Source organism: Pseudomonas sp. AC532, assembly GCF_979258965.1.
Genome location: NZ_OZ409888.1, coordinates 3,577,668 through 3,604,171 on the forward strand (window position 1 = coordinate 3,577,668; position 26,504 = coordinate 3,604,171).

General features: G+C 53.5%; 19 protein-coding genes, 1 tRNA gene and 1 pseudogene. 12 read left to right on the plus strand and 9 right to left on the minus strand.

Annotation, left to right across the window (positions count from 1 at the left end):
* Positions 1-9 precede the first annotated feature (9 nt).
* Complete coding sequence (locus ACZ0AV_RS16695; RefSeq protein ID WP_499152059.1) at positions 10-1,764, plus strand: bifunctional protein-serine/threonine kinase/phosphatase; 1,755 nt, start codon at positions 10-12, stop codon at positions 1,762-1,764.
* Positions 1,765-1,931: 167 nt separating this feature from the next.
* Entirely contained in the window at positions 1,932-2,696 is a 765-nt protein-coding gene (locus ACZ0AV_RS16700) for a TerC family protein (protein ID WP_499152060.1), read from the plus strand.
* Positions 2,697-2,919: 223 nt separating this feature from the next.
* On the opposite strand, the gene ACZ0AV_RS16705 is transcribed toward ACZ0AV_RS16700, so the two are convergent.
* Positions 2,920-3,069 carry a hypothetical protein gene (locus ACZ0AV_RS16705; protein ID WP_499152061.1) on the minus strand — a complete coding sequence of 50 codons (150 nt, stop codon included), beginning with the start codon at positions 3,067-3,069 and terminating at the stop codon, positions 2,920-2,922.
* Between ACZ0AV_RS16705 and ACZ0AV_RS16710 the strand changes: the two genes are divergently transcribed.
* The 3 genes from ACZ0AV_RS16710 (at position 3,068) to ACZ0AV_RS16720 (ending at position 6,099) form a co-directional block, all read left to right on the plus strand.
* The gene (locus ACZ0AV_RS16710) at positions 3,068-3,826 is read left to right on the plus strand and encodes a type IV pili methyl-accepting chemotaxis transducer N-terminal domain-containing protein (RefSeq protein WP_499152062.1); all 759 of its coding nucleotides are present in this window, start codon (positions 3,068-3,070) and stop codon (positions 3,824-3,826) included. The two genes, ACZ0AV_RS16705 and ACZ0AV_RS16710, sit on opposite strands and share 2 nt — an antisense overlap.
* A gap of 415 nt (positions 3,827-4,241) precedes the next feature.
* Positions 4,242-5,249, plus strand: coding sequence for an NAD(P)-dependent oxidoreductase (locus tag ACZ0AV_RS16715; protein WP_499152063.1), 1,008 nt, complete (start codon positions 4,242-4,244; stop codon positions 5,247-5,249).
* Between the two features lie 199 nt (positions 5,250-5,448).
* Complete coding sequence (locus ACZ0AV_RS16720; protein ID WP_499152064.1) at positions 5,449-6,099, plus strand: DUF2238 domain-containing protein; 651 nt, start codon at positions 5,449-5,451, stop codon at positions 6,097-6,099.
* Positions 6,100-6,143: 44 nt separating this feature from the next.
* Here the strand turns inward: ACZ0AV_RS16720 and ACZ0AV_RS16725 are convergent, their stop codons facing one another.
* The 5 genes from ACZ0AV_RS16725 to ACZ0AV_RS16745 all read right to left on the minus strand — a co-directional run bounded on the left by ACZ0AV_RS16725 (position 6,144) and on the right by ACZ0AV_RS16745 (position 15,041).
* Positions 6,144-6,629 carry a hypothetical protein gene (locus ACZ0AV_RS16725; RefSeq protein WP_499152065.1) on the minus strand — a complete coding sequence of 162 codons (486 nt, stop codon included), beginning with the start codon at positions 6,627-6,629 and terminating at the stop codon, positions 6,144-6,146.
* A gap of 271 nt (positions 6,630-6,900) precedes the next feature.
* Positions 6,901-8,127 (minus strand): c-type cytochrome, encoded by a 1,227-nt coding sequence (locus ACZ0AV_RS16730; protein ID WP_499152066.1) that lies wholly within the window; start codon positions 8,125-8,127, stop codon positions 6,901-6,903.
* Entirely contained in the window at positions 8,124-9,887 is a 1,764-nt protein-coding gene (locus ACZ0AV_RS16735; RefSeq protein WP_499152067.1) for a GMC family oxidoreductase, read from the minus strand. Before ACZ0AV_RS16735 ends, ACZ0AV_RS16730 begins: the two co-directional genes overlap by 4 nt.
* Positions 9,888-9,892: 5 nt before the next feature.
* Positions 9,893-10,633 (minus strand): gluconate 2-dehydrogenase subunit 3 family protein, encoded by a 741-nt coding sequence (locus ACZ0AV_RS16740; protein ID WP_499152068.1) that lies wholly within the window; start codon positions 10,631-10,633, stop codon positions 9,893-9,895.
* A gap of 1,033 nt (positions 10,634-11,666) precedes the next feature.
* On the minus strand, positions 11,667-15,041 hold the full coding sequence (locus tag ACZ0AV_RS16745; RefSeq protein WP_499152069.1) for a VPA1262 family protein: 3,375 nt from the start codon (positions 15,039-15,041) through the stop codon (positions 11,667-11,669).
* A 588-nt stretch (positions 15,042-15,629) separates the two neighbouring features.
* Between ACZ0AV_RS16745 and ACZ0AV_RS16750 the strand changes: the two genes are divergently transcribed.
* Complete coding sequence (locus tag ACZ0AV_RS16750; protein ID WP_499152070.1) at positions 15,630-16,271, plus strand: BRCT domain-containing protein; 642 nt, start codon at positions 15,630-15,632, stop codon at positions 16,269-16,271.
* 423 nt (positions 16,272-16,694) lie between these two features.
* Here the strand turns inward: ACZ0AV_RS16750 and ACZ0AV_RS16755 are convergent, their stop codons facing one another.
* Positions 16,695-17,999 carry an ATP-binding protein gene (locus ACZ0AV_RS16755; protein ID WP_499152071.1) on the minus strand — a complete coding sequence of 435 codons (1,305 nt, stop codon included), beginning with the start codon at positions 17,997-17,999 and terminating at the stop codon, positions 16,695-16,697.
* A 925-nt stretch (positions 18,000-18,924) separates the two neighbouring features.
* Between ACZ0AV_RS16755 and ACZ0AV_RS16760 the strand changes: the two genes are divergently transcribed.
* The 5 genes from ACZ0AV_RS16760 (at position 18,925) to ACZ0AV_RS16780 (ending at position 23,763) form a co-directional block, all read left to right on the plus strand.
* Positions 18,925-20,103: a dsDNA nuclease domain-containing protein gene (locus tag ACZ0AV_RS16760; protein WP_200583242.1), complete on the plus strand. Its 1,179-nt coding sequence runs from the start codon at positions 18,925-18,927 to the stop codon at positions 20,101-20,103.
* Complete coding sequence (locus ACZ0AV_RS16765) at positions 20,100-20,579, plus strand: hypothetical protein (RefSeq protein ID WP_175552904.1); 480 nt, start codon at positions 20,100-20,102, stop codon at positions 20,577-20,579. Before ACZ0AV_RS16760 ends, ACZ0AV_RS16765 begins: the two co-directional genes overlap by 4 nt.
* The gene (locus ACZ0AV_RS16770; RefSeq protein ID WP_499152072.1) at positions 20,576-22,336 is read left to right on the plus strand and encodes an ATP-binding protein; all 1,761 of its coding nucleotides are present in this window, start codon (positions 20,576-20,578) and stop codon (positions 22,334-22,336) included. The genes ACZ0AV_RS16765 and ACZ0AV_RS16770 overlap by 4 nt, the downstream gene beginning before the upstream one ends.
* A gap of 86 nt (positions 22,337-22,422) precedes the next feature.
* Positions 22,423-23,094 carry a hypothetical protein gene (locus tag ACZ0AV_RS16775; RefSeq protein WP_499152073.1) on the plus strand — a complete coding sequence of 224 codons (672 nt, stop codon included), beginning with the start codon at positions 22,423-22,425 and terminating at the stop codon, positions 23,092-23,094.
* Between the two features lie 3 nt (positions 23,095-23,097).
* Positions 23,098-23,763 (plus strand): class I SAM-dependent methyltransferase, encoded by a 666-nt coding sequence (locus ACZ0AV_RS16780; RefSeq protein ID WP_200583245.1) that lies wholly within the window; start codon positions 23,098-23,100, stop codon positions 23,761-23,763.
* Between the two features lie 297 nt (positions 23,764-24,060).
* Here the strand turns inward: ACZ0AV_RS16780 and ACZ0AV_RS16785 are convergent, their stop codons facing one another.
* Positions 24,061-25,038 (minus strand): integrase domain-containing protein, encoded by a 978-nt coding sequence (locus tag ACZ0AV_RS16785; protein WP_175552909.1) that lies wholly within the window; start codon positions 25,036-25,038, stop codon positions 24,061-24,063.
* 560 nt (positions 25,039-25,598) lie between these two features.
* On the opposite strand from ACZ0AV_RS16785, the pseudogene ACZ0AV_RS16790 reads away from it, so the two are divergent.
* Positions 25,599-25,874: pseudogene (locus tag ACZ0AV_RS16790) on the plus strand (tyrosine-type recombinase/integrase); the annotation flags it as partial.
* Positions 25,875-26,139: 265 nt separating this feature from the next.
* Here ACZ0AV_RS16790 and ACZ0AV_RS16795 read toward each other — a convergent pair.
* Positions 26,140-26,215 (minus strand) — tRNA-Thr (locus ACZ0AV_RS16795).
* Positions 26,216-26,504 lie beyond the last annotated feature (289 nt).

Consider the following 26,504-nt stretch of genomic DNA (forward strand, 5'->3'; position numbering starts at 1 on the left):
GTGCCGGCCATGGCCGCTAGCGCCGATAGCCTGTGGCAGGGCGGAGCGAGCCAGCTGCAGGTCAGCGTTGGCCAGTGTTCGGACAAGGGCTGCAAGCCGCGCAACCAGGATTTTCACGGCCTGTGCGTGCCCCATGAGCCGCAACTGGGCAGCAAGGGCATCGCCATCGCCCTGGCGGACGGCATCAGCAGCAGCGACGTCAGCCACATCGCCAGTGAAACGGCGGTGGCGGCGTTTCTCTCCGATTACTTCAGTACCAGCGAAGCCTGGTCGGTGAAGACCTCGGTGACCCGCGTGCTCAGTGCCACCAACGCCTGGCTGCACGCCCAGACGCGGCGCGGCCAGCATCGCTATGACATGGATCGCGGCTACGTGTGCACCTTCAGCGCCCTGGTGCTCAAATCCACCACCGCGCACCTGTTCCACGTCGGTGATACCCGTATCTACCGCCTGCGCGACGGCTCCCTGGAGCCGCTGACCCGCGACCACCGCGTGTGGGTCGGTGAGGGCAAGAGCTACCTGAGCCGTGCTCTGGGCATCCAGCCGCAACTGGAAATCGACTACCAGGCGTTGGCGATCGAGCGCGGCGACCTGTTTCTGCTCGCCACCGATGGCGTCTACGAATTCGTCGATGCGCGCTTCATGATCGCCTGCATCGCCGAGCACCCAGGCAACCTGCAGGTGGCCGCCCAGCATATCCTCGACCGGGCCCTGGCCAATGGCAGCGATGACAACCTGACCCTGCAACTGGTGCGCATCGACAGCCTGCCGCGCGCCGAAGCCGATGAATTGCAGCACAAGCTTGGCGAGCTGCCGTGCCCGCCGATCCTTGAAGCACGCATGCAGTTCGACGGTTACCGCATCGTGCGCCCGCTGCACGCCAGCGCGCGCAGCCATGTGTACCTGGCCATTGATGAAGACAGCGGCGCCACGGTGGTAATCAAGACCCCCTCTCAGGACCTGCAGCACGACGCCGCCTATCTGGAGCGGTTTCTCATGGAGGAGTGGATCGCCCGCCGCGTCGACAGCCCCCATGTGCTGAAGGCCTGCGCGCCGACCCGCAAGCGCAACTTCCTGTATGGCGTCAGCGAATTCATCGAGGGCCAGACCCTGGCGCAATGGATGATCGACCACCCCACGCCGGACCTGGAAACCGTACGGCGCATCGTCGAGCAGATCGCCCGCGGCCTGCGCGCCTTTCATCGCCTGGAAATGCTGCATCAGGACCTGCGCCCGGCCAACCTGATGATCGATGCCACCGGCACGGTGAAAATCATCGATTTTGGCGCCACCCGCGTGGCGGGCCTGCAGGAGATCGACAGCCGCCAGGCGGACGACCCGATACTCGGCACCGCGCAATACAGCGCCCCTGAATACTGGCTCGGCGAGCCCGGCACAGTGCGCTCGGACGTGTTCTCCCTGGCGGTGATCGCCTACCAGATGCTCAGCGGGCGCCTGCCTTACGGCGCCAGCATGGCCCGGGCACGTACCCGCCGCGCCCAGGCGCGGCTGCGCTATGCGCCACTTGGGCAGACGGAGCGCCAATGGCCGCTGTGGCTCGATGACGTGCTGCGCAAGGCCTGCCACCCGGACCCGCTGAAACGCTATGAAGATCCGGACGAATTCGCCCACGCCCTGCGCCATCCCGGGCCGGCATTGCTCGGCCGCAGGCAGGTGCCGTTGATGGAGCGCAACCCGCTCCTGTTCTGGCAACTGAGCTGCGCGCTGCTGATGGTAGTGGTAGTGGCCCTGCTGGCACGTTGAACGCGAGACCTGTGGCAAGGCAGGTATTTCGCAAAGCCCCGCACTGCACGGTTTTGGGGCGTTGGAGATGTTGTAACGTGGTGAAATAAATTGTCGCAATTAGTCATATTTGTTCTGCAGACAACAAGACAGAATGTGTCCTCTGTTCAGCCATAAAGTGCGTGACCGTGGACTATCTCCTGCAACTGACTAGCGACCCAACTGCCTGGGTCGCCCTCGCCACTCTGGTGGTGATGGAAGTGGTACTGGGCATCGACAACCTGATCTTCATCTCGATCCTCACCAACAAGCTCCCCGAGCACCAGCGTGAAAAAGCGCGGCGCCTGGGCATCGGTGCTGCGTTGGTGCTGCGCCTCGCCCTGCTGGGCACCGTGGCGTGGATCGTGCAACTGGTCGAACCGGTCATTGAAGTGTTCGGCCAGGCGTTCTCCTGGAAGGACATCATCCTGATCGCCGGTGGCCTGTTCCTGCTCTGGAAGGCGACCAAGGAAATCCATCATTCCATGGACCCGGAACCGGAAGGCGACATGTTCGTCGGCCACGCGGCCACTCTGGGCTTCGGCGCTGCCATCGTGCAAATCCTGCTGCTCGACCTGGTGTTCTCGGTCGACAGCATCATCACCGCCGTCGGCATGACCCCGCACGTACCGATCATGGTCATCGCCGTGGTCGCTGCCGTCACCGTGATGCTGATCGCCGCCAACCCGCTGGCACGTTTCATCGCCGCCAACCCGACCGTGGTCATGCTGGCGCTGGGCTTTTTGATCATGATCGGCATGACGCTGATCGCCGAGGGCTTCGGTGCCCATGTGCCGAAGGGCTACATCTACGCCGCGATGACATTCTCCGCCATCATCGAGGGGCTCAACATGATGTCCCGCCGTGCCCGTCGCAAGGCCGCTGCCGAAGCCAAAGCCGGCCAGGCATCCTGACATGCTGCATCCACCTCGGCCATGGCCGCGGTGGATGCCTGCTCCCGCCTTTTTCCTGACGCATTCGTCAACACACCAGCGCCCGGCTGGTGCATGACCGTGCGTGCCCTCGCGGTGCGTCTGCCACATAGTGTGACGGGCGTCACCAATCTCCATGCCGACCCGCCGGATGGCAGGCTAACGCGCATGGGCGACAGGTCAATGACAGGCATTTGGATTAGAATCAGTCAATCGCTGGCGCCGGGATACCGGCAGCTGCAGTCTGGTCATGGTCGCCAGCGCCACTCAAGCCAGCCGTCACCGCCTGCGCTGCCTGCCGGCAGTTGATGTGGCCCATCGCGTACGAGGATACCGAGTTGATTAAACGTTGCATGCAAACGCTGCTGTTGGGGCTTAGCCTCCTCAGCCTCGCCAGTTGGGCCGAAATGAAGCCGCTGGAAGCCATGAACATGGCCGGCCTGCAACGCAGCCTGGGGCAGATCATGGCCAAGGACTACCTGATGATCGGCTCTGACGTGAAGGTCGACGACGCCGCCAAGCAGCTCAGTACCAGTGTCGCGCTGTTCGAGGATCACCACGCCCAGCTCAAGGCGCACCCGACCAACGACGAAGTGCGCGCTGCACTCGCCAAGGTCGAGGTGATCTGGACGGCCTACCGCGCCATGGTCACCGCAACGCCGGACAAGGCCCAGGCACCCGCCATGCTGGCCAAGGCCGAGGAACTGGTGAAGCAGTGCCAGCACGTCACCGACCTGTTCGAGAAGCACAACGGCGACGCCGCATCGCATTCGATCAACCGCAGTGGCTGGAACCGCGTGCTGACCCAGCGTACCGCGATGTTCTACATGGCCCGTGCCTGGGGCGTGCAGGCGCCGAACCTGGATGCCAATTTCGATGCTTCGGTAAAGGAGTTCGACATCATCATGCAGGAGCTCAAGGCGGAAAAAGCCCCGAATGACGAGATCGCCGCGGCGCTGCGCAAGACCGACGCACGCTGGCAGTTCGCGACCAAGGCGTTCGCCTCGAAGGATTTCGTGCCGACCATCGTTGCGGTAAATGCCGAATCGATGTTCCGCCAACTCAACGAAATGACTCGCCTGTACGCCGGCCTGCAAGGCAGCCAGCTCTGAGGTCAGGGCGCTCGTTCCGACAGGGATGAGCGCCCGCGCCTGGGGCGTGCAACCGATCGCGTTCCTCGCAACGAGGAACGCGCTACGCCTGCCGTGCCGCGGCCTGTTCGCCATCGGCGGTTCAGCACGGCGGTGTGCTAACCCATCCCCCACGAACAGTCGTCCGCGCGTGCCGGCTGCCGATCACATTGCTTGTCCGCGGCCATTCGCCTCGAATCACTTCGGCGAAGCCTGGCGCGCACATGCAGATCCCGGAGCCGCTTCTTTGGCTCAGCCTTCAGCGTGCAACCGGGCCCGCTCGTCACCGCGTGACGGCCAACTTAGATAAACCTACGAATGGTAGGTTACGAGGGTTGATGGGGATGCTAGCTTAGCTACTAATCGTAGCTTCAAACCCCAAGAAGGAGAGTACGCCATGTCACGCGATCCCATTCTTTTCATGGGCGGTTCGGGTTCCATCGGCCATCAGGCCGCCCGAGCGCTGCGCGCTGCCCATCCCGATGTACCGTTGCTGATCGGTGGGCGTGACCGCGCCCGGGCTCAGCAGGCCGCCGAGCAGATCGGTGGCGCAGAGGGCGTGGTGATCGACCCGGCCGCGGACGATTTGGGCCTTGCAGAGCGGCGGGTCAGCGCGGTCGTGGTCCTGTACATGGACCATGATCTCGCTGGTCTGCGTTATGCCCAGAAGCGCGGTGTACCGCACCTCAGCATTTCCTCGGGGGTGTTCGAGATTGCCCCGCAAATCGCCGCTTACATGCACACGCCCGACGCGGCGCCGGTGGTGCTCGGTTACGAGTGGATGGTCGGGGCGACGACCGTGTCGACGCTGCACCTCGCCGCGGCGTTTGGCCGGGTGCACGACATCCGTATCCACGCGCTGGTCGATGAACAGGATACCGGCGGGCCAACCGTTGCCACCGACTTCGAACACCTGAATTCGATGCTGCCTGCGGCGCTGACACGCCGCGAGGGCGCGTTCGTGTGGCGCGAGGGCGAAGAAGCCAGGGTTGTTTTTCATGCCGCCGATGGCACGCCGATCGACGCCACCGGTTTCTCGTCCATCGACGTAACCGGCCTGGCGGCGGCGACCGGGGCTGCCAACGTCCAGTTCAACATGGCCATCGCCGTGAGTTCGACCCGACGCCAGGGCGAGCCGATGTCCACCGAGATCATCATCGAGCTGGCAGGCGAGGGACGCAGCGGCGAGCCGTTGCGCACGCGTCACGCCGTCATCCACCCGGCAGGTGCCGCTGCGCTGACTGGCCTGAGCATCGCCATGCTGCTCGAACGATTGGTCGGCCTGGATGGGCGGCCGCCGGTATCGCCGGGTCTCTACTTCCCTTATCAGTTGCTGGACGCCAGCGTTTTTCTGCGGCGACTTGAGAACGAAGGCGGCGCGTTGCGAGCGTTGCCGGTGCCATGACCGCACTGCGCAAAGGCCGGCTCGAAGACTCGGCAGGCCTGCGCACGCTCCTGATAGCCGCCCGGTGCCTGTGGTATCCGGGCGGCTTTAACCGAGCCCGGCAGCCGGCAAATTGATGGAATCCTGTCTCCCGTGCCCGGACTAACGTCAACAGGGCTGACGTTGGTCAGCGAATGGACATGGCGATGGGGAGAGCCGGGTGCCGAGTAGTGAAAAAGCTTCGATCACGGCATGCTTGCAGTGTGCGTTCCTGGGATTCTTTGTGTGGCTGGGTTGGGACCCCGTTGACCGCACGACCTGGATGATCGAGAACGGACTCGTTGCCGTCGGGGCGCTGGCGGTGTGGTGCACCCGGCGGCGGTTCTACTGGACGCCGCGCTCATGGGCATTGATCGTGCTCTTCCTTTGCCTGCATCAGGTCGGCACGCACTACACCTATCCGGGTGTGCCCTACGTACCCGCCATCGACAGGCTGACCGGGCTGAATGTCGACCAGTTGTTCGGTTGGCAGCGCAACCATTACGACCGCTTCGTTCACCTGGCGTACGGCCTGCTGCTGGTGCTGCCCATCCGCGAAATCATCACCCGTGAATGCCAGTTGAAAGGGGCCTGGGCCTCGCTGATCGCCTGGTCGTTCGTGCTGTCGACATCGATGCTGTACGAACTCATGGAATGGATTGGCGCGCAGTACGTCGGCGGCGCCCACTCCGTATTTGTCGGCGCCCAGGGCGACATCTGGGACGCCCAGAAAGATATGGCCGCTGCGGCCGCCGGGGCGCTTGTGGTGCTGGTTTGCCGGGGCCATTCGCTGAGGGGCTGGTTTCGTGGCCAGGCAGGCGCCAACCGATAAACGCGCGGAGCGCCCGAAACCTGAAGCCGCCACGCAGGCAGGCGTTACTCCTGCTTCAGCACCAACGTCGTGCCGGGCCCCGGCACATGAATCTCGGTAGGGCTGATCACCTCGATCGGCTCTCCCGTCCCGGCGAACAGCACGGCATCGCCCTTGACGTTGCTGAAGGTCAACACCGCGCCCTCGAAGCGGTAGTTCGCCTGGCCGTTGAACTGGTAGTTCTTGATGTGGGCCTGCTTGGTGATGACCTGGTTGACGCCGAAATCGAAGCTGATGCTCATCGGGTAGCCGTCCTGCTCGACCGTACCGCGGTAGAGCCCTTGCGGCAGCGGGGCCGGAGTCGGCTTCGCCTTGTAAGCGTCGACGATCGCCACCTTGGCCGGGCTCACCGCTGGCGGTTGGCTGCGGAAGGCTTCCATCGACTTGCGGTGTTCGTAGGGCACATAGAGGGTGACGTAAGCGCCCCAACCGATGAGCGCGATGACCATCAGGCTGAACAGGTGGCCGGATCCGCGCTGTGAGTTATTCATCGTAAGGTCCTGAAAGGCGACTGCCGGTATGAGCCATGGCGGCGCATCGTGAAAACTGAGGGGCGAATAATATCCTCTTTTTGCGGCTCTGATTCCTGTGAGCCGACTGATCGCGGCCGGGCGCCGGTCAATTCAGAGGGCGCGCCAGGTCGTCACCCATTAGCTGGCTGATGGGTTTGTTATGACGATCGAGGGTTGCGGCGCGCTGGCAGAAGGGAGCCGGAAAAGAAAGCCTGGGCCGGCTGCAGCGCGGCCCAGGCTGTGGCGCGGATTACTCGTCTTGCAGGGTTTCGCGCTGCTTGCGCACCTCACTGGCGCTGACAGCAGGCGCGGCGTTGCCCCAGCTGTTGCGGATGTAGGTGAGCACATCCGCGACGTTTTCGTCCGACAGGTTCCAGGCGAACGACGGCATGGCAGGCCCGGTTGGCGCGGCGTCAGTGGTGCCGGCACGGTTGCCGGCGAGTACCACGCGAATCATCGAGACCGCATCGCGCGAGTTCACCAGCGGGGCGTTGGCCAGCTTGGGGAACAGCGTTGGGATGCCTTCGCCGTTTGGCGTGTGGCAGCCCGAGCAGCGATCCTCGTAGATGCCGCGCCCGGCCGTCATGCTCGGGTCGTTGGCCGCCAGTGGTTCGGGTTTTTCGTGCTCGTGGTCGAGGTCCTTGAGGTAGACGGCCACGGCCATCAGGTCCTCGTCGCGCCAGTGCTGCGTGGAGTTTTCCACCGCTTCGGCCATCGGCCCGGAGGCGATGTCGTAGCGGTTGGCGCCGGTCTTCAGGTACTGCACGATGTCCTCCTCGCTCCAGTCCCCCAGGCCGACATGGGCGACGCCGGTGATGTTCGGCGCCATCCAGCCTTGCAGATCACCGCCTTTGAGGGTTTCGCTGTTCTTGTCACCGCCGATGAGGTTCTTCGGCGTGTGGCAGCTCCCGCAATGGCCGAGCCCTTGCACCAGGTAGGCGCCGCGGTTCCACTGCGCGCTCTTGCCTGCGTCAGGCTTGAATTCGCCCTCGGTGAAGTTGAGCCAGTTCCATACGCTCATGCTCGTGCGCACGCTGAAGGGAAACGGCAACTGGTTGGTCTCCACCTCGTTGTGCACCGGCTCGATGGTGCGCAGGTAGGCCCACAGCGCCAGGTTGTCTTCGCGTGTGACCTTGGTGTACGCGGCGTAGGGCATGGCAGGGTAGAGCTGCTTGCCGTCGCGCCCGTGGCCGCGCGCCATGGTGTTCTGGAACTCCTCGAAATTCCAGCGACCGATGCCGGTCGCCGGGTCAGGGGTGATGTTGGCGCCGAGCAGTTCGCCGAACGGTGTTTCGATGGCCACGCCGCCGGAAAACAGCGGCTTGCCCGGCACCGTGTGGCAGGCCGTGCAATCACCGAGGGTGGCGATGTATTTGCCCTTTTGCACCAGTTCGTAGGAGTCCGGGCCGATCACTGCGTAGGCGCTGATACTGGTCGCGGCCAGCAGGCCGATGCCAAGGTTGAGGAGAGTTTTCATACGCTGATCATCTCCCCGGGGCGCTTGAGGTAATAGGTTCGGATCGCATGCGCTGCCTTGAACGCCAGCGCGCCAACGGTGCCCGTGGGGTTGTAGCCGGGGTTCTGCGGGAACGCCGACGCGCCGACCACGAACAGGTTGGGCACGTCCCAGACCTGCAGGTGCTTGTTGACCGAGCTGGTGGTCGGATCAGCGCCCATGATGAAGCCGCCTACCACGTGGGAGGACTGGTACGAGGTGTTCGACCAGGGGCCTTTGCGCGGGCTGGCGAACATCATTTTCGGGTTCATCGCCTTGGCGATCTCGGCCGTTTTGTCGGTCACGTACTGGGCCATGCGCAGGTCGTTGTCGGTGAAGTCGAAGGTGATGCGCAGCAGCGGCCGGCCGTGTGGGTCGGTGTAGTTCGGGTCCAGCGAGAGGTAGTTGCCGCGCGCACTGTAATTGCTCGCTTCGCAGCCGATGGACATGCTGTTCGCGTAGTACTGCACCGTCGCCTTCTTCCACTCGGCGCCCCATTTCGGCGTACCCGGCGGCACCGGCCGCGAATTGATGGGCGCCGCGCCGATGGGCGTTACCCGGGTGCTGCCGCCACCAACGAAACCCAGGCCCGAGTGGTCGAAGTTGTCGTTGTTGAATTCGTCGATGCCCATGCCGATGGCGCCGCCACCGATGAACGGGTTGAAGTTCTTGTCGTCGAAAAACATCCGCACGCTGTTGGCCGTCTGGTAGGCGTAGTTGCGCCCGGTGGTACCGGTGTTGCTGAGCGGGTCGTAGGGCTGGCCGATACCGGAGAGCAGCATCAAGCGCACGTTCTCGAAGGTGAAGGCGGCGACCACGACGATATCGGCGGGCTGCTCCCACTTCTCGCCATTGGCGTCGACATAGATGATGCCGGTGGCGCGCTTTCCGGTGTTGTCCTTGGTCACTTCGAGCACTTCGCAGTGCGTCTTGGCGGTGAAGTTGGGCATGCGCACCAGCGCTGGCAACACGTTGACGATGGCGCTGGCCTTGGAATAGTTGGCGCAGCCGTAGTTGGTGCAGAAGCCGCAGAAGGTGCAAGGCCCCATCGTCACGCCGTACTGGTTGGTATAGCCCTGGGAGGCGAGCGCCGACGGCACCGGGAACGGCTTGTAGCCCATGTTGCGCGCGGCCTCGGCGAACAGCACCGGGGCGTAGGTCTGCTTGGTCGGCGGGTTGGGGTATTCCCTGGAACGCGCGCCCTCGAACGGGTTGCCACCTTCGACCTGCTTGCCTGCGATGTTGCCGGCCTTGCCGGACACCCCGGCGACGCGCTCGAAGGCATCGTAGTGCGGCTCCATTTCCTCCCAGGTGGTGCCCCAGTCCTGCAGGGTCAGCCCTTCGATCGATTCTTTGCCGTAACGCTCGGTCAGGTGGCTCTTGAGGTTGAATTCCTCGGGCTGGAAGCGAAAGGTAATGCCCGCCCAATGGTTGCCCGCGCCGCCGGTGCCGTTGCCCGGGTGGAAGGAACCCCAGGTGCGCATCGGCAGCGCGGTTTCGCTTGGCGTGTTGCGCATGGTGCAGGTGTTCTGCCGGGTGCGCAGCATCAGCTCCTGACGGATGACGTAGCGCAGCTCGTCGGTCACCGAGGCGATGTTGAAATCGGAGGCGGTATCGCGCCAGGCGCCGCGTTCGAAGCCCATGACGGTCAGGCCTTCATCAGCGAGCTCCTTGGCGATGATCGAACCAGCCCAGCCGAGCCCCACTACCACAACGTCGGTTGCGGGTAATTTCTTGGCCATGCCGCTCATCCTTTGCGATTCCACGAGGAGCTGCCGATGATCGACAGCGGTACCAGGTCCAGCTTCTCGTTGTGCCGGTCGATGTAGGGGCGATAGTCGTAACGCGCGCCGGGGAAACCGAGCATCTTCCAGCTCACCATGTCGCGGTTGCCGCCGTAGATCGGGTCGGCGAAGAAGCCTTCCATGGCGTTCTGCAGAATCTGCTCGAAGAAGATTTTCGACTCGATCCCCTCGAATTTGATGTCGCCACTTTCCATCGCCTTGAGCACCTCGTCGCGCTGCGCCTCGTCGAGTTCACTGAAGCGCTTGCCGAAGGTTGCCTGGCAGTGCTTGCCCAACTGCTCCAGGCCGACCCGATAGCGGTCGGCGGGCACCAGGTCAGAGGCCGGTTCTACCCCGGGTACGAATGGGCCGTGCTGATAAAGGCGCTCGTAGCGACCGTAATGGCCGGTGAGCTGGCGGTCGATGAACACCGCGCACCCAGCGTCCTTGCCGCTCACCGAGAGATCATCGGCAGGAATAAGGCGCTCGACGATCGCCTCGACTTCGCGCGCTTCTTCAGCAGTGAAGAACTGCCAGCCCTTGGCGTCGTAATGGAGTGGGCCGTTATGGTCGAAGGGTAACCAGTGCGGTACGCCGCTGACGGTGGCGGCTTGTGCCGTTACCGCAACACCAGCGGCCACAGTGGTTGCGGTGGCGGTCAGCAGCTTGCGTCGGGTCAATCCTCTGGGAGGCTCTGTGGACATATCGGTTCCTCATGAGCCAGCGCTTTCGCGGCGCGGCTCAGGCTGTCAAAACGTATCCGCCCGAGAGCGGAATGCGGATGCACGGACATCCTGGGGCAGGGCATCGTGCGACGTGTTGATCCGCCCCATCGACAACCCTGTTGGAAGCGATCTCTCTGGTACGCGATTGGCAATCTCTTGCTACAAAATATGCCGCGCTGGCGAGGGAACTCTTTCAAATCGTCCGACAACAGACGTTCTTGGGATGTTCAAAGGGATTTGCGAGGGATTTTCCGAAGAGGCTGGCGACTGCCTTATTGGGCAGGGGTTTGCCATCGCGGCGCACACTGGGCAAAGCGGAGAGACGCTTAGTTTTTCGCGTCTCTGCTTGCCGGCCGAGCCAGAGCGTTGCATGCACGGCAACAGAAAGATTGTTCAGGGCGCAGAAACGACAAAGCCCCGCATGTCTGCGAGGCCTTGTGTTGAGTGGTGCGGCACCAGACAGACGGTATGTTCCTGTGAAGCCAAGATTTCCGGGCGTCTGGATTTCGGTGGAAAATTCGATGTACCCCAACTAGTAACTATAAATAAATCAGCTTGTTGTGGCGTTCGGTGGAATCGAAGCGGGGATTGTTGAGATGTAGCGCATTTTTGGTCTGCACATAAAATGTCCGGAGGAGCTCCAAGCATGATTTAACTCGAGAGTTTAAGTGCTGCCCATTATTCCCATGGGCAACGGCCAAAATCCGAAAAATAGCCGTGATAACCTCGCGACTGGCTCTATATTTCCCAAAGCCCGCCTTGTCGCTGCCATCGCGCAGCCTCACCGAAGCAAAACTACAGTAATACCAGCTGTCGATTAATTTGCGTAGGTTGGCGGGCTGTGTGGATGGGTTAGTGAGGCTTAACCAACTTCAATCGACACCAGATGTTAGTTCCCTTCCGCGGGAAGGAGTTTCTTTCGCGGAAGGGAGCTTGCTCCTTTGGGATTGAGTCATAGAAGATTTAGACTTCGTTAACAGACTCAGTAACAGAGTTTAAATTTGTAGCTCAATCATTGTGCCGCACATGCAAGACTGAGTTTGTATTTTAAAGGTGAGCGGTGTAATTGAGCCGGGTCTGTCATCGCATATCTAACTAGTGTTTCGTTACCAAATAGCTCCCAGTCATGTTTGGAACGTCGGTCTATTATGACTTTGCTATCATTAGAAAGTGCTTCAAATAAATGTTTCGAATCGGAATCAATAAGTGCTAACCTCTCGCTGAGGGCGTAAATCCATAGATTTGTTTGATGTGCTTTTAAGTATTTTGAACAGTTGATCTCTTGTCCAAATGGCTGGCGCACCACGCGCGCGCAGGCATCAAATGCTTTCCTCAAGTATTCACTGATTTTCTTTTGCGTGGAGCTGTCTAGGTACTCAAACATCAGTACCAATTCGTCTGAGAACGCTCCTTCAGCGGGAACTCGGAAGCTAAGGTGCTGACCTTCGAGTGCGTTATTCCAGTTTCTTACTAGTTCATTAGTCCAAGCGAGTGCTACCTGCTGGATAGATACTTTGTTTTTTTGAATCATTTCCAGTAGCAAGCTTTCCAAAATCCACGTTGTTGAGTGGTGTAAGTCTCCGCAGTTATCTCTGAGTAGGTCCAGTAGTTTGCTGAAGAAATCACTTGTTATATTGTCAGGGCTGGATTCTGTTATCTTTTCTATGATGAGTTCTTGGAACTCAGAGCTATAGTGATTGCCTTCGTTTAGTAGCCAGTATAATGAGAAAGTTTTTTTGTCTCCGTAGAGGTTATGTGGGCGTTCGATAATATTTATATCGCCACCCTTACGCAGATGACTATCCAAAATGGATAGACCTATCCAGTTTGCTGCGCAGATCTTGCTACCTAACAACGATAGCAGTTGCTCTTCGTTGTGGTGAAATTGGAGGGTGAATTGTGCCCAGCGCAATGCGCATGTCAGCAGCGCTAACCTCCTTGTGTCGTTCTTTTCAGGGTGCTTTGCTATGCGGTCGAACCACTTTATAAATTCGGAAGGGTTTCTAAGCCATAGAATTTTTATAGCATAGAAATCGCCCCACGCGACTTCAGGGAGGGAATCGAAGAAAAGTCTACTGGGGTCTTGGCGAGAAGTAAGTAAACTGAAAAAGTTTTCTGCGAGATAGTGCTCAATCTCGATTGCCCTACCTCTATGTGGAGGCGGAGTAGCATCGCTCCGTCCTGGGTCAAGATAGGCTATTAATTGTTCCGAAATTTTTTGAGGGATAGGAGGTTGTTCATTTTCATAAATTTGACCGGCTTGGCTGTTTGCCAGGAAGTATCCGATAGAGTTCCACGCTGAGTCAAAGTCTTCTAGTGGTAGACCATCAGTCCAAAACTTTGACGGCAGACTTGAAAAGTGTTTTTTATCCAACCCTTCGTCGTTTAATAATTCTCTGGCTATAAGCTTGTCTTGTAGGTAGTCTCCGTGTAGGCCCGCTAGTTCGGGAAGATCGAACCACCATGCCATTACGTCTCCGGAACGAATTGAGTCATAGGGTGTCAAGTACCGCAGTTCAGCAGTTTTAACTTGTTTTGACTGCTGAGTGGTTGAATCATAAAGTATAGTGGCTTTGTCAGGGCTTGTATCTACATGGAGAGAGCTCTGAATGATATTGTCCAAGTAGTTGAATGTGTCGGGTAGTACGTCGAGCGGAATGGGTGTAATAAGTAAAGGGTGGTTTTCGTTGGCGCGCTGAATCGAGTTGGATAGATGAAAGCCCGCAATAGGTTCACCAGTTTGTGAACGTATCAAAATCATCCTGTCATGCAGTTTTTCTGATGGAAGACTGAGTACTCGTAATCTGATACTTCCGAAATTGTCTGACCATAACTTACATTGTTGAATCATTACCTTCAATCGAGTTGGTCTTGTCTTGTCTTGAAGGATTTTTTTTCTTTTGCTTTGGCTTAGAAATGCCTCGCTACCTTTGTTGGCAGGACGCAGCAAATTCTTAGCTCTTTTAGCAAAAGCAGGTCGGGGCGGTTTCGGAAGATTTCCTGTGATGACTAAGTAATCTCCAGCATTGGAACCGAGCGTATTTAGAAGATCTATCCCCACATCTTCCATAAAGGGGTCGATCCAAGCAATTTGCGTATTTGGGAAAAGATCAAATATTTTTCGTAGCCATTCAGCTAAATCAAGTCGACTAACAACTCTATCTGATAATTTTGGAAAAAAGCGACCTTGCGACTTCTTGGGTATGCATCCAGAGATCGTATTCTCAGCAGAATGATTTATATCTACCCAAAGATCGGTATTGCTATCACCAATTTTCGAATGGGATTTCGCGCTGCTTCGGTTGATCTGTGTAGCTTGGGAAACCCGTCCGAGTTCTTGGATGGGAACCTGCTTAGAGAGCCAGTCTGTATTGATTTTTACACGCAAATTCTCAACGACATTCATAGTTAAATTCATCTGCCGGAAATAGTGGCCTCCAATGTTAATGCACGGATAAATCTCTGAAGAATCTTCAGTTTCAGCATGCACCTCGAGAGTGTAGGCCGTAGCGATTCGATGCTTGAATTCGCTTATGTAAAATTTCTCGGTATGTGGGTATTCACACTCTTTTTTTATAGTTGAGCTATGAGTGCTAAGCAGACAGTTATCGCTCCAAGCCCGGATAGTAATCACCAGTCTGCATGGGGTATAAGTTAAGCGTTCACTAAGAGTGAAGGTAGTAATGTCGCCCTTTGTTTGGAAAACGTATTTTTTTGATTCGTTTCGAGTCAGACTAGGAGCGACTATGAGCTCCAAGTCGCCAAGGCGCCATGTGTCTAATGTAGAAAAATCCATCCCTGTATCGGATTTCAGTGCTTCGCAGGCCAACTTTGCAATTAATCTACTGTTTTTGTCTCTGATGTCAAATAAGCTGCTTTTTCGACTTGAAGATATTGCTGCGCTATTTACGCTGGCAAGTGATGTAGGGCTTAACCTTTTGACGAAGCTCCGGAAATAATCTCTTCCGGGTAGATGCATCACTGGCCGGACAATAAAATCTAGACCAAAACTAAATGACGAGATTCTTTTGTGTAGTCTTGCATCCATTTTAAGTTCATGCTTGCTACTCAAGCCTCCCAGAGTCATGCCGTTACCGATATCAGCAAGCAGTGCTCTCATATTTGAAGCAGAGGTGTAAAGATTTACAGGTAATACACCAACAGAAACATCATCATTGATAGGGCTAAATTCGTCGAGATTAGCTGCTGCCCACTTGTCTGATTTGAAGGTTCCTGAAGTAACTCTTCCATACAGAAATTGATTATCAATGTTGGTTTTTGTCTTTATTCGAAGAATCCAAATCTGTAAGGTGCATGCACCTTCGTTATTTCCAATAATGGAATCCAATCGTTTGTCGGTAAGAAGATTCTCGTATCCTTGAATCATTTATAAGTTCCGTGATGGCTGTGTTAGTGAGAAATCTCAATAGTGGCAGATAGTAACATCGCTATGCGATTATGATGGCATTTTGCCTCATTGGCTCCGCCTATGATTCGATAATCAGGTGACTTGAAGATATGTGATCCATGATCCCGTCTGCCGCGAATTGGAAACCAAGGTTGTCGTGGCATCTCTGGTTAGCTGTCCCACGACAGCAACGCCTCAAAGACCGAGCCCCCATCACACCTCCAAGCGCCGAGTGACATATCGAGCCGTGAGCTCGTAGTAATGCTGTGTGCCCTCAACGCGCTGTTTCAGGCGGTGCGTCAGAAACCACTTCAGATGCTTCCGCTTCCCGCCCTAAGGCGTCTCCCGCTGGCACCGCTCTGCGATTGCAGCATGGATAACCTGCGCCTGCCGCGAATGCCGCTGCCGCGTCGCATGCGACCCATCGGGAAAAGGGAAAAGGGGACGGATTTATTTCCTCGATCAAAAAATGGGGGGCCGTGCGCAGGAGTGCTAGGTTTGAACACAACATTTCCCCAACCGGTAATGCTTCAGTGTTGAACCGATACCCATCCTAAGGAACCCCTTATGGACCTACACAACGAGTTCGAAAACAGCAAATTCTTCCACCACGCCCGTATCGATCGACGCGCCGCCGATGCCTTGGTGGGACTGGCCGCGGGGATTACGGCGGACGGTGTCGTGAACACCAACGAAGCGGTTTTCCTAAAGCAATGGTTGGAAAACAACCTCGCCCATCTAAATGACCCGGTGATCAATCTGTTGTATTCGCGTCTGGCGTCCATGCTTCAGGAAGATGCTCTGGACCCGGACGAGTCTCTTGAGCTGCTTAACATCCTGCGTAGCTTTTCTGGCCTGGGCATTGAGAGATCGAAGGTCGGCGAAGCTGTTGCCATTACTCCAACGGACCTTCCCTTCAATTCCCCAGCCCCTGACTTGGTGTGGGATGGCCGAATGTTTGTATTTACAGGCGTCATGGCCTTTGGGCCACGCAAAGATTGCCAGGCATTGGTCGAGGAGCGTGGCGGTTTGATTGGTGGTGGGGTGAGTAAGAAGGTGCATTACCTGGTGGTCGGCAGCGTGGGTAATGAGCAGTGGCGCCACAGCACCTACGGAACGAAGATCATGAAGGCAGTGGAACTGCGAGAGGCGGGTGCTTCGATTGCCATTGTGGGTGAGGATCACTGGCAAAAGATGTTGTTTGGTTGAGCTGGTCCAGGAAAAGGCTGCCGATTGTCCTGACTGGAAGATTGTCGGTGGGTTTGATGGCCTCATCGCGAGCAAGCTCGCTCCCACAGGTTTTTCAGGGTGTGGAGGAAAGTGAACACCCCAGAAACAACAAAGCCCTCGCATTTCTGCGAGGGCTTCGTTTTGTATGGTGCGGCACCAGACGAACGGTAGTAGTAGGCGGGGCTAGGTTTTCTGCGGGTCTGGAATTCGGTGGAAAAATTTGGTGTACCCCTAATAGTAACTATAAATAAATCGGCTCGTCATGGCGGTCAGTGGAATCGAAACCGGCATTTAAAAAGTGTCCTTGCATTGTCGACTTGTAAGTTTTTTTTGAATTCGTGTCGCTAAATTAAAGCGCGTTGCGCTGACACCAAGTCCAATATTATAGTATTTAGAGAAATTTTAGAAAGATGGCTCGACACCCACTCGTCTCAGTAGCTCACATTGAATTTCTACTGCGGACAATCGTCGTTTTCCTGCGTCAGTTTTAACGTAAACTTCTTGACTCCCGGTTGCGAATAGCAGGGTACGGCGAACTGCTGGGATTCTCACCTCGACAAGATATAGGCCGTCAATAATTTTCATACCGTCACTTACGGGATGCAATTCTATTTGATAAGCAGTCGGTGCTATCGCTGGCGCAATTTTATGGAGCTTCTCTGTGACGACTCGCCGAAGCTCATCACATTCTCGCTCTGACAAAGACACACCAATAATAGATAAGTCTTCGTCACGAACACCCCAATATATTGAGCCATTTTGCGAAACTCCAGCATTCATGAACGCTACCGCATATTGATCGACAAGTGATTTTATTGACCCAATTGGATTATTTCCTTTTATCTCCTTCAGTTCGCAAATGCGACTCTCTTGGTCCGGGAATTTAGCCCCTTTTATCCACGCTGGAGTTTGCCTCCGTCTGCGCCCAGTGCTTTGTGGCGCGAAGAGACGGTTGTTGTAACCCGCCAACGCATCTGACCTCCTCTCAGGTTGAAAAATTTCGATGGTTGTGCCATTTACGAAAAAGTCTTCCCGGTTAGTGAAAATAATTACTTGGGAAAGTTTTGCTATTTCGTTTAGAATCTCAACTGCAAAGCCCCGAGTTGGCTGATCCCAATGCATCCCGAGGCCATCTATCAAAAGCGGCAGACTTGATTTTGTCTTTTTCCGTATAGCTAACTCTCGCACAACGAGAGCTAAGTCGTGCTCACCTCGTGACCCGATATATTGATTGGATGACCAGTTGTTACGCATCTGTAACCACCGCTCGTGATACTTGATACCTTCCGGTAACTCGCTTTCGATTACTTTCAGATCGTCATTTATCAGGTCGTGCGATTCGCCTCCTTCCGCTAGAACCAGGCGCGCCCCGTAAGGGTCGCTCATTGTAGCTAAGATTTGAATCGCCAATGGACATGGCTCCTGTGAAACGGAGACCGTCCCAGGCGAGTTCTCTGTGACATAAAGCGTCGCCATCTCAGTAAAAAAACTTTCCATCAGTGTGACTGATACCTCTGACGGTCCAGTGGCACCTTCGCGAATCTGGACAGCAGGCCGCCCCACGATCGCAGCAATTATGGCACCACAAAGCTGAGTCTTCCCGGTTGCGTTGGCCCCCACTACGATGTTGATGGCAGCCCCCGAAAATTCGAAATCTGCCTTGGAAAATGGACCAAAGTTTCTAAGCGAGACGTGTTTTACATACATATCTGATCCTTTAAGCTCGTAGTTCGGCTTGCAGACGTTCGTTTTCACCCAGCTTGGGCCGGTTGTTGACTCTCGCCTAGTCGTTGAGCTGCCAAGATTTTCCTAAGCGAGTCGTGAGCAAGCGCATGGTCAGCAGATAGTCATAGCACGTCGATCCAGCGTGGTGGCGCACGTAGTGATTTAGAAACCATACAAAATGCTTTCGCTGCCAGCCACATGGCTATCTCGGTTCCAGCGATCACCGATTACCGCTGGAATTGTCTTTGCCTGGTAGGTGACGCTGGTGCATGGAATGCGACCCGGTCAAAACACCTGCCTGGAACGGCTCCATATCGAATGGCTTGCTCATGCGCGAAATGGGGTGTCTGCGCGCAGTGGTGCTAGCTTTGAACACCTGCTTGCTAATGCTTCGGTAGAGCTAATACCCACCCCAAGGAAAATACGTAATGGATCTACACCAGACGAACGGTATCTAGGGGCGGAGCTAGGTTTTCTGCGGGACTGGAATCCGATGGAAAGTTTGGCATACCCCAATCCGTAACCATAAATGAATCAGCTAGTTATGGACTGAAGCGGAATCGAACTCGGGAGTTCCTTTCTTGTGATTGGGGGCCTTGACTCCTATCTCGAACGCAGCTTCACAAGCTCAGGGTATGCGCATGTTGTTGGGCCGAGTTGAACCCTTACGGTAGACAGGTGTAATGGCATAATGATAACTTTTCAGCTCTACCGGTGAGCTAATCAGTAGGCGGTGCTTTGTGGCTGGAGCCGAATAAGGTGCAGATCATCTAGTAAAAGTTTCAGCTTACTGGTCAGTATTATTGTTCACATATCGGAGTCATCAAAAGATATGTAACTGGTCGATGGAATGTGCTAGCTAAGTTGAGAAAGATATTTCAGCTGAGAAGGGACTCGTAGATACTTCATGAATAGTACTGAAGATTTTTACTCAACAAAGCCCCGCGAACAAGTAGGTAGAGATACCTTCTTAAGGTATAGGGCTCAGATACTAGCTGCCGCACTAGCCGCCTTGGAGATTTTGGAAGGCGGCGAAGTTGATAGAGTTTTTTGCGATTACCATGACGATTTCGTGATTGGAAAGAAGGTCTCTGGTAAACAGCAATACGAGTTTTTTCAAGTTAAAACTCGCGCTAAAACCAGTAAGAACTGGACGCTTAACGAAGTATTTGGACTTAAAACCCAAAAAAATGCGAGCCACTCCGCAGAAAATGTGAAGGCTAGTTTCGCCGGAAAATTATTGCAGCATACGGTAACTTTTCCGGACGTGTGTGCAAGAATTGTATTTATGACTAATGCTCACCTGGATGAAACTCTCGAGGCAATGTCTGTAAGCCTAGAGCGTAATGATGTTGCCAATAAATATTTGAAATTTATTGTCGATAATTTTAATGACTGCTTCGTGTTGACCGAGCCAAAACTTTCAGAGACCCAAATACTTGAGAAGCTTTCTAAACTTAGATTTGAGTCCGACGTTTCGTTTATAAAAGATAAAAACAATAGCTTCGAGTCCGATGCTCGGACCAAGATATATCAATTTAGTGAAATCGATCTGGAGTTTAATGAGGCAAGGCAGATACTTGTAAATCTGTTGGAGTTGATGTCGAAAAAAACTGCAGGGGTGATTTCTGTTTTTGATGAGTCCTCTATTAATAGTAAGGCAAGCGTTGATATAAATGACTTGCTTGATTTATTAAGTATATCTAGAGAGGCGTATCATTCTCTGATTCAAGGAGGTGATGCTAGAGCAATTAAATCGGCGTCAGTAATCCAGCGCACGATGTTTGCTTCTGGGGCTAGCAACGAGGAGATTGAATATTCGTCGAGATGTAAAACTGAGTGGGATGTTTGGCTTCGAGATAATAGAAATAAGCTTTCCGATTTTGATCTCCTTTCTATAGCTTCGAAAATTGACACGTTACTTGCCGATACACTTAATGGCACCAAATCTTTTAGGTTAGGTGCGCTGCATCCAAAACTGAAGCAGTTGATGGTGGATCTGGATAGTTTGGGGTTGGCATACGACTTAACACCACCACTTTTGTTCGGGGGATTTATTTCTGCCCTGGTTAGGTGTAAATCATGAACTATGACGAATTCTTTGAAAGTGTAACCAGGCGCGAAATTTCAATTGCGGTTTTAGAAAAAGATATTCAAAAAAACTACCAGCTAAGTAATGAGGCATTATTTCAGTTGCCTCTCATCTCAATGATCGTACTTCTATTGGCTAAGGACCGGCGTAAGCCAATTGTGACTGAAATTGGGCAGATGGTGGGAGAGTCCATCGAAGCCTCATTAGTCGGGTTCAAAGGGTCTTCTAATCATTTAGGTTGGTCTGCAATTTTAAGGATACGGACGGTAAAAGCCATTAGCTTTCTAGAACGATCCGGTATGATTGAAATCCGAAAAAGCGATAATAGAATGCTAGCCACAACCCTAGGACAAAAGGTCATTGATAGAGCTTTGTCTAATGATGATGATTTATCCTATAACCTTTCGTTGATTCAACGATCTTATAGAAATATCTGTGTGAATAAGCAGATGGACCTGGAGCTTGTATGAGGCTTATCAGACTTCAAATTTTCCCGAAGGGCGATAATGGATGGAGCTCAGAGCCGTTGGTATTTGGTCAAGATGTCACTCAACTCTTCGGCCCTAATGGCTGTGGTAAATCACCGCTAATCAAGTCTATAGTTTTTTGTCTCGGCTATCCAAGTAAATTTCGAGATGACATTCTCGAGAACTGCCTGTGTGCTGAGTTGGAATTTGAAGTTAATGATGTTAATTATGTTGCTCGTCGTAATTTTAAATCGGGGTTAGATGTTGTTCTAACCGATATTGCAGGAGTTAAGCGCGAATTTTCAAATGAGCTTGACTACTCGAAATATCTTTTTGAGTTGTTAGGGCTTGATATACATACATTGGTCTCTAGCGATGAGAAAAAGGCGGCGCAGGCGTACTTTTCTGCTTTGCTCCCTATCTATTATTTAGATCAAGAGGAAGGGTATCGTAAGTATTATAGCCCTAGCACTTCCTTTATAAAGGATCAGCTTTCGGAGTCGATTCGGATTGTTTTGGGCGTGGCGCCGAAGAACGCATTTGATGCGAAAAAGAAACTGATTGACGCTAAGCGTGAACTCGAACAGCGCGATAAGCAAGTATATGCACTAAAAAAAGAATATGAGTCAGCCAAAGATGTTTACGGATCTATGGATCCAGTAGGGATAGATGTGGAACTCAAGTCTTTGTACCAGAGACTTGAACAGCTGAAAAGTGGTACGGCAGATAAAACTGCCTCTACAGACGCTATTGATGAACTCATTGGATCGAATAACGAAACTATCCGATCTTTAGATCGGGAGTTAGGGGACATCTCAAAGCGCGACCGTAGCTTTCAAAGAATTCATGCAGAGATTCAAACCGAAATCAATACATTGAGCCTGAATGAAGAAGCGAAAAGAGTTTTTTCTTCTTTTGAGGAGATATGTAACTCTCCAGGCTGTCAATTGTTTTCATTCAGCTCAGACTCCTATGGTAAGAATTTATTTTATTTAAAGGACCAGTTAAAGGATCTGGAGCGCAATGTTGAGATTGGGCGTGGGAGGAGTGAACAATTAAGTCTTCGTCGGGGTGAGTTGGTAGCTCAAACTCAAAGCCTTACTGAACGACGAAATTCCTTGGTTAATACTTCAGATATTAAAGCTCTGGTTGAAGCGATTACTCAAATTACATCAAGGATATTTGGTCTAGAGCAGGATAAAAAGTCTTTAGATTCGATCGAAGATATTTCGGCTCGCTATGTTAGAGCTTTATCAGCTCAAGATGAAGCTATTAATCGAAGGGAAGAACTAGAAAAAACTGGGCAAGGTAATCCTCTCATCATTAGATTTAGAAGTGTACTGAGAGAGAATATGCTTAAGTGGATGGATATCCTCGATACAAATAATGTTTCTAGCGAAATAAAGTTTGAGGGGGATTTCGTGCCAATTTTAGGCAGCGAGAGATTAGCTCAGTTAGGTGGGAGTACTAGGCTCCGTGTGATTCTTGCTTATCATGCCGCGCTTCTTGAGTGCTTTGAGTTTTTTAAAAGAAAGAAGGTGTCGTTTATTATATTCGATACCCCAAAACAACATGAGATGCATGGCGTCGATCTGGGGCGCTATGTTGATGCGCTTAAAGTATTTTCACGCGCGACAGGTGTTCAGATTATTATATCCGGAACTGAATATCATTATATTGGAGATGCTATGGATAAAGATTGGGAGCCTAAATTTCCTGGCCCTAAGCAAAAGATGTTCTTGAAGCGAGGCCGATTATAAAAGTGTTGTTTATGCGCTGCGGGAGCGTTGGCTTTTGTGGGTTTATGGCGTGTAATAGTCGCCTCAATAATTTTTATTGGTGAACGATGATAAGTTTAAAGTCTCCCGCTAGTTATAATGATCTTCTGGAGCAGTTGAATAAGATAACATTCTGCAGTAGTTTTATTTTTTTCGTATTTATGAGTTTGTTTGGATATTTGCCAGTTATAAAGATAAGTCCTGACTTGCTTCCTGCAACGGAAGACCAAGGTGTTTTATTGAAGTGGATGGTTTCTTTTGGTCTGGTCCCAATCACATTGGCATCAATTGCTTTCCTGGCAAGTTTTTCCTTAGAAGCCCATAATATTTTAGCAAAAATTCTGGGTCTAAGATTATATTGGGATCGCGCTATTACAAAAAAGGCACTGCGCTACTCTCAGGTAGAAAGAAAAGCCACGCGTGATTTAGTGAAAAGCTTCATGCGCGACATGTATTATAAGGAGGTGGCTCTAATAAATCAGCACTATGTTCAGTTGTTTTGGCGCTATACGTTGTCTTTTTGGGCGATATTCGAACATTTCTTTGTCGTATTGCTGACTATAGTTTATTTGTTGATTTTTTATAATGATAAAGTTGATGGGGCGCTTTTTTTCTATCTGTTAGGCTTGCTGCTGCTTCTGCTTTTCCATCTGTTTTTTATTACGCTTAAAAAATCATATTCTCAGGTTGATCAAATAGATAAATTGAAATTGTCTCAGTATTTTCGCGGGGTTAAATAGTGTATGAGATATTTGATTGAAGGCGAGATAATTAGATCAGAAAACGCTGCTAAATCGTACAAGCAAAAATCCAAGTTCGTTAGCAACTACCTGAGAGCGCGACCTAGCAGTAATAGAGTAATGGATTTTGGTTGTGGGAAACTTCGATATTCAGATGAAATTGTTTCGATAAGTAAACAAGTCGTTTTCTTGGATTCTGATTTGCAGCTTTCACGTAGTCAGATGGTGAGAGGGGTATCTACTAGCGTAGCTGAATACGTATCAACGCACTACGCCCATGCGCAGATTTTATCCTTTGAGAGTGCAGTGGCTCAAGGCGTTCATAGTTGTTTTGATTTTATAAATTGTTCAAATGTGCTATCCGCAATCCCTTGTGTTGACTATTTGCGGAGCGCATTATGCATTATTTATTCTGCCTTACAGGGAGGAGGCGAAGCTCTTTTTGTTAATCAATTTAGGTGTTCGTCGTTTTCTAAATTTGAATCCGGGCGTCGTCATATGTATGGCTATATTTATAAAGCGCGCTTGGGTTACACTTATTATGGCGTCATGACGAACGATGTGGTTGTGGATCTTCTCGTGCCATTAGGTTTCGAAGTTGTAAACGTTTGGTCGGAAGAGGACGTAGGCTTTGTGCTCGTGCGGCGGCCACATACAGTGATTGCATGATGACTAGAGTTTTATTTTATGATTTGGTCGCGATGAACGAACCAAGACTTCCCGAGTCTTTTCGCTATTAACTGTGTGGTTAGCAAATAGTAATAATTAGTTGCTTCCGAACGTTCTTCTCTTGTAGCAGTTAGGAACCAAACTAAATGCTTTTTCTGCCAGCACCATGGGTTATCTTGCTGCCAGCGCTTAGTGATTGCGTCCTGCATTACCTTTGCTTGGCGAAGGTGACGCTGGCGCGTGGTATTGAACCGGTCAACACGCCTATTAAGAACAGCTCGATATCGAATGGCTTGCTCATGCTCGACTACCAATGTAAGCCGACACCACGCCGATACGGCCGTGTCCCAGCTCATAGCTGATTTTCACTCGGGCATCCTTATCAAGGTGTTGGTCGAGCTGGCAGCAACGGCCACCGTTGATAGGTGCGGGATGATGGGTGATTTGTTCATAGCGTTCGCATGCATAGGCCGCGCGCAACTCGTGGAAACCTTTGAGACTGTACTGATGGAGGATGTCCCGTGCAGGACGGACGATTCCCCGTTGGAAATCGAGGTAGCTTTCGTTTGGTGCAAGCAGGTTGTGGCTACCGTCGGGCGAGACATGATGGGCGAATGCCAGTGCACCGCGGATGTGATCGTTCACCGTGATCCAGCGAGGTGCCGACGCACCTGCGCGGCCACCTTTGGTGCCATTCTGGATGTTGATCTTGCCGTAGTGTTCGGCCTCACGTTTTAGACGCGGTAGGTCCGCCAAAATGGCCTCGCGTAAGCGCATGCCGGTGGCTCTCGCTAACTGAGCGATGGCCGCCGCGCGCAGCATTTTGTGTTCGCAGAGCGCGTCGACGATCTGCTTCACGTGTTCGGGGTCTTGGCCTTGCGGCACCGAGCAGCGAACACTGGTGCGCCGCATTCCCAGCGCCTTGCTCGGCGGCACTTTCACATACTGATCACCGCGAAGCGCAGCCATAGTCCGGTTAACGCTGGATAATCGATTTTGCGCAGTGGTGATGGCGAGCTCACCTTGTTCAACGTGGTGACGCAGATGTTCGGCATAGTCACGCAGGGTCTGTCGATTAATTTGCCGGGCATCGTTAAACCCCGGCCCATCCTCCGAGCGACACCAGCGCACAAACGCCTGCCAGCGATCACTGTGTGCTTTGACGGTCCCGTAATGTCCACCGCCAAACAGATCTTTCAATGCCTGTGGCCCGGCATAGCTCAACTGCCGACCGTAGCCAAAATTGCGTCCATCTCGCCTGCCCACCAGTGCCATGATCGAACTCCTCTCGAAGCCAAACCTTTAAAACCTTCCCCACGTAATCCCGCCAAGAATGTTGAGTGTTATCAGGGATCAAGGCCCCTGCGACCAGTGAGGGTTGTCCACTAACGCGGGACTGGCGGCTCCTTCCGACCGGGAATCGCATTCCGGGAGCTTGGGCATCTCATGATCTGGCCTCCTGAACACTTCCGCAGAAGTGGGCGGGTGAAGGCTACGCTGGCTGACGAGACCGGCGCCGCGAGATCCTGAGTCAGGTGAAGGCAGTGATGCGATGACCGGGGCATGCCTGACTGTCAGTCAGGTGCAGTCCATTCCGTGGGCTGCGGCACCATCATCTGTATCGCTGTTGCGGGTGACTTCGGTGTTTGTCACGCCGATTGTCACGAGGGGGAATGCCGCAAAGCCTTGTACGAGTTGGGCTGCAGCAGCGGTAGGAGTGCCCGTCTCTTTCCGGAAGGAAGAGACGGGCGCAGGTTGGCGCAAGGAAATGGCCACGCGGATAGGTTGCTGCAGAGCAGCTATAAAGGGGTATGAGTTACCGCAGTGGGCACACTGGTAAAAGTAGGCATCCATCACATCGCTGTGACCGTGCGAGCCGCCGGACGCTAATCGCACTTCACGTGCTGCGCCATACCTTCGCAAGCCACTACATGATGAACGGCGGGGATATCCTGACGCTACAGCGCCTGGGGCACGCTTCGCTGATCATGACCATGCGTTACGCCCACGTCAGCCCGGGGCACCTGGCTGAGGTGGTGCATCTCAACCCGCTAGCCGTTAAGCCAGTAACATCACTACCACTGACCGAGATGGGAAGGCGCGGCTTTTAAACACTGCTCACATCATGTCTGTAACCACTCGGAGTGGAAACGGCCATGACTGGGCAGGTGCGTGGATTCATCTCGTTCAGCAGCAAGAAGCAGCCAAGGTCGGCATTGTCATCAACGAGAAGTAAGCGCAGAAACTGGTTGGTGTACTGCTTGGTGCACTGCGCTAGGTGGACACAATGTGGACACTGAGACGCTGTGCAACGCAGCGTGGCCAGTGTCCAGAAACAACAAAGCCCCCACATTTCTATGGAGGCTTCGTTTTGTATGGTGCCGGCACCAGGAGTCGAACCCGGGACCTACTGATTACAAGTCAGTTGCTCTACCAGCTGAGCTATACCGGCATTTGAGGGCCGCCATTATATCCATTCGTTTGCACGAGTAAAGCTGGTTTTGGCAGGTTTTTTGCCGCGGTTTTCAGAGGCTCTGGCGCGGCTTATGCACAAATGGGCAGCGAGCAGAGCGTTTTTATGAAAAGGCTAAGCAACGTTTTCTGTGTTTTGCAAGTGACTGTTTTATATGAGTTTTATTTTTGATCAAAAAATGAGCGGTGGTCTTCAGGCCTGATAGGGATAGGCATGCGTGGTCTTGCCCAGAATCTGTTAACAGAGTTATCCACAGATTGTGTGTGCA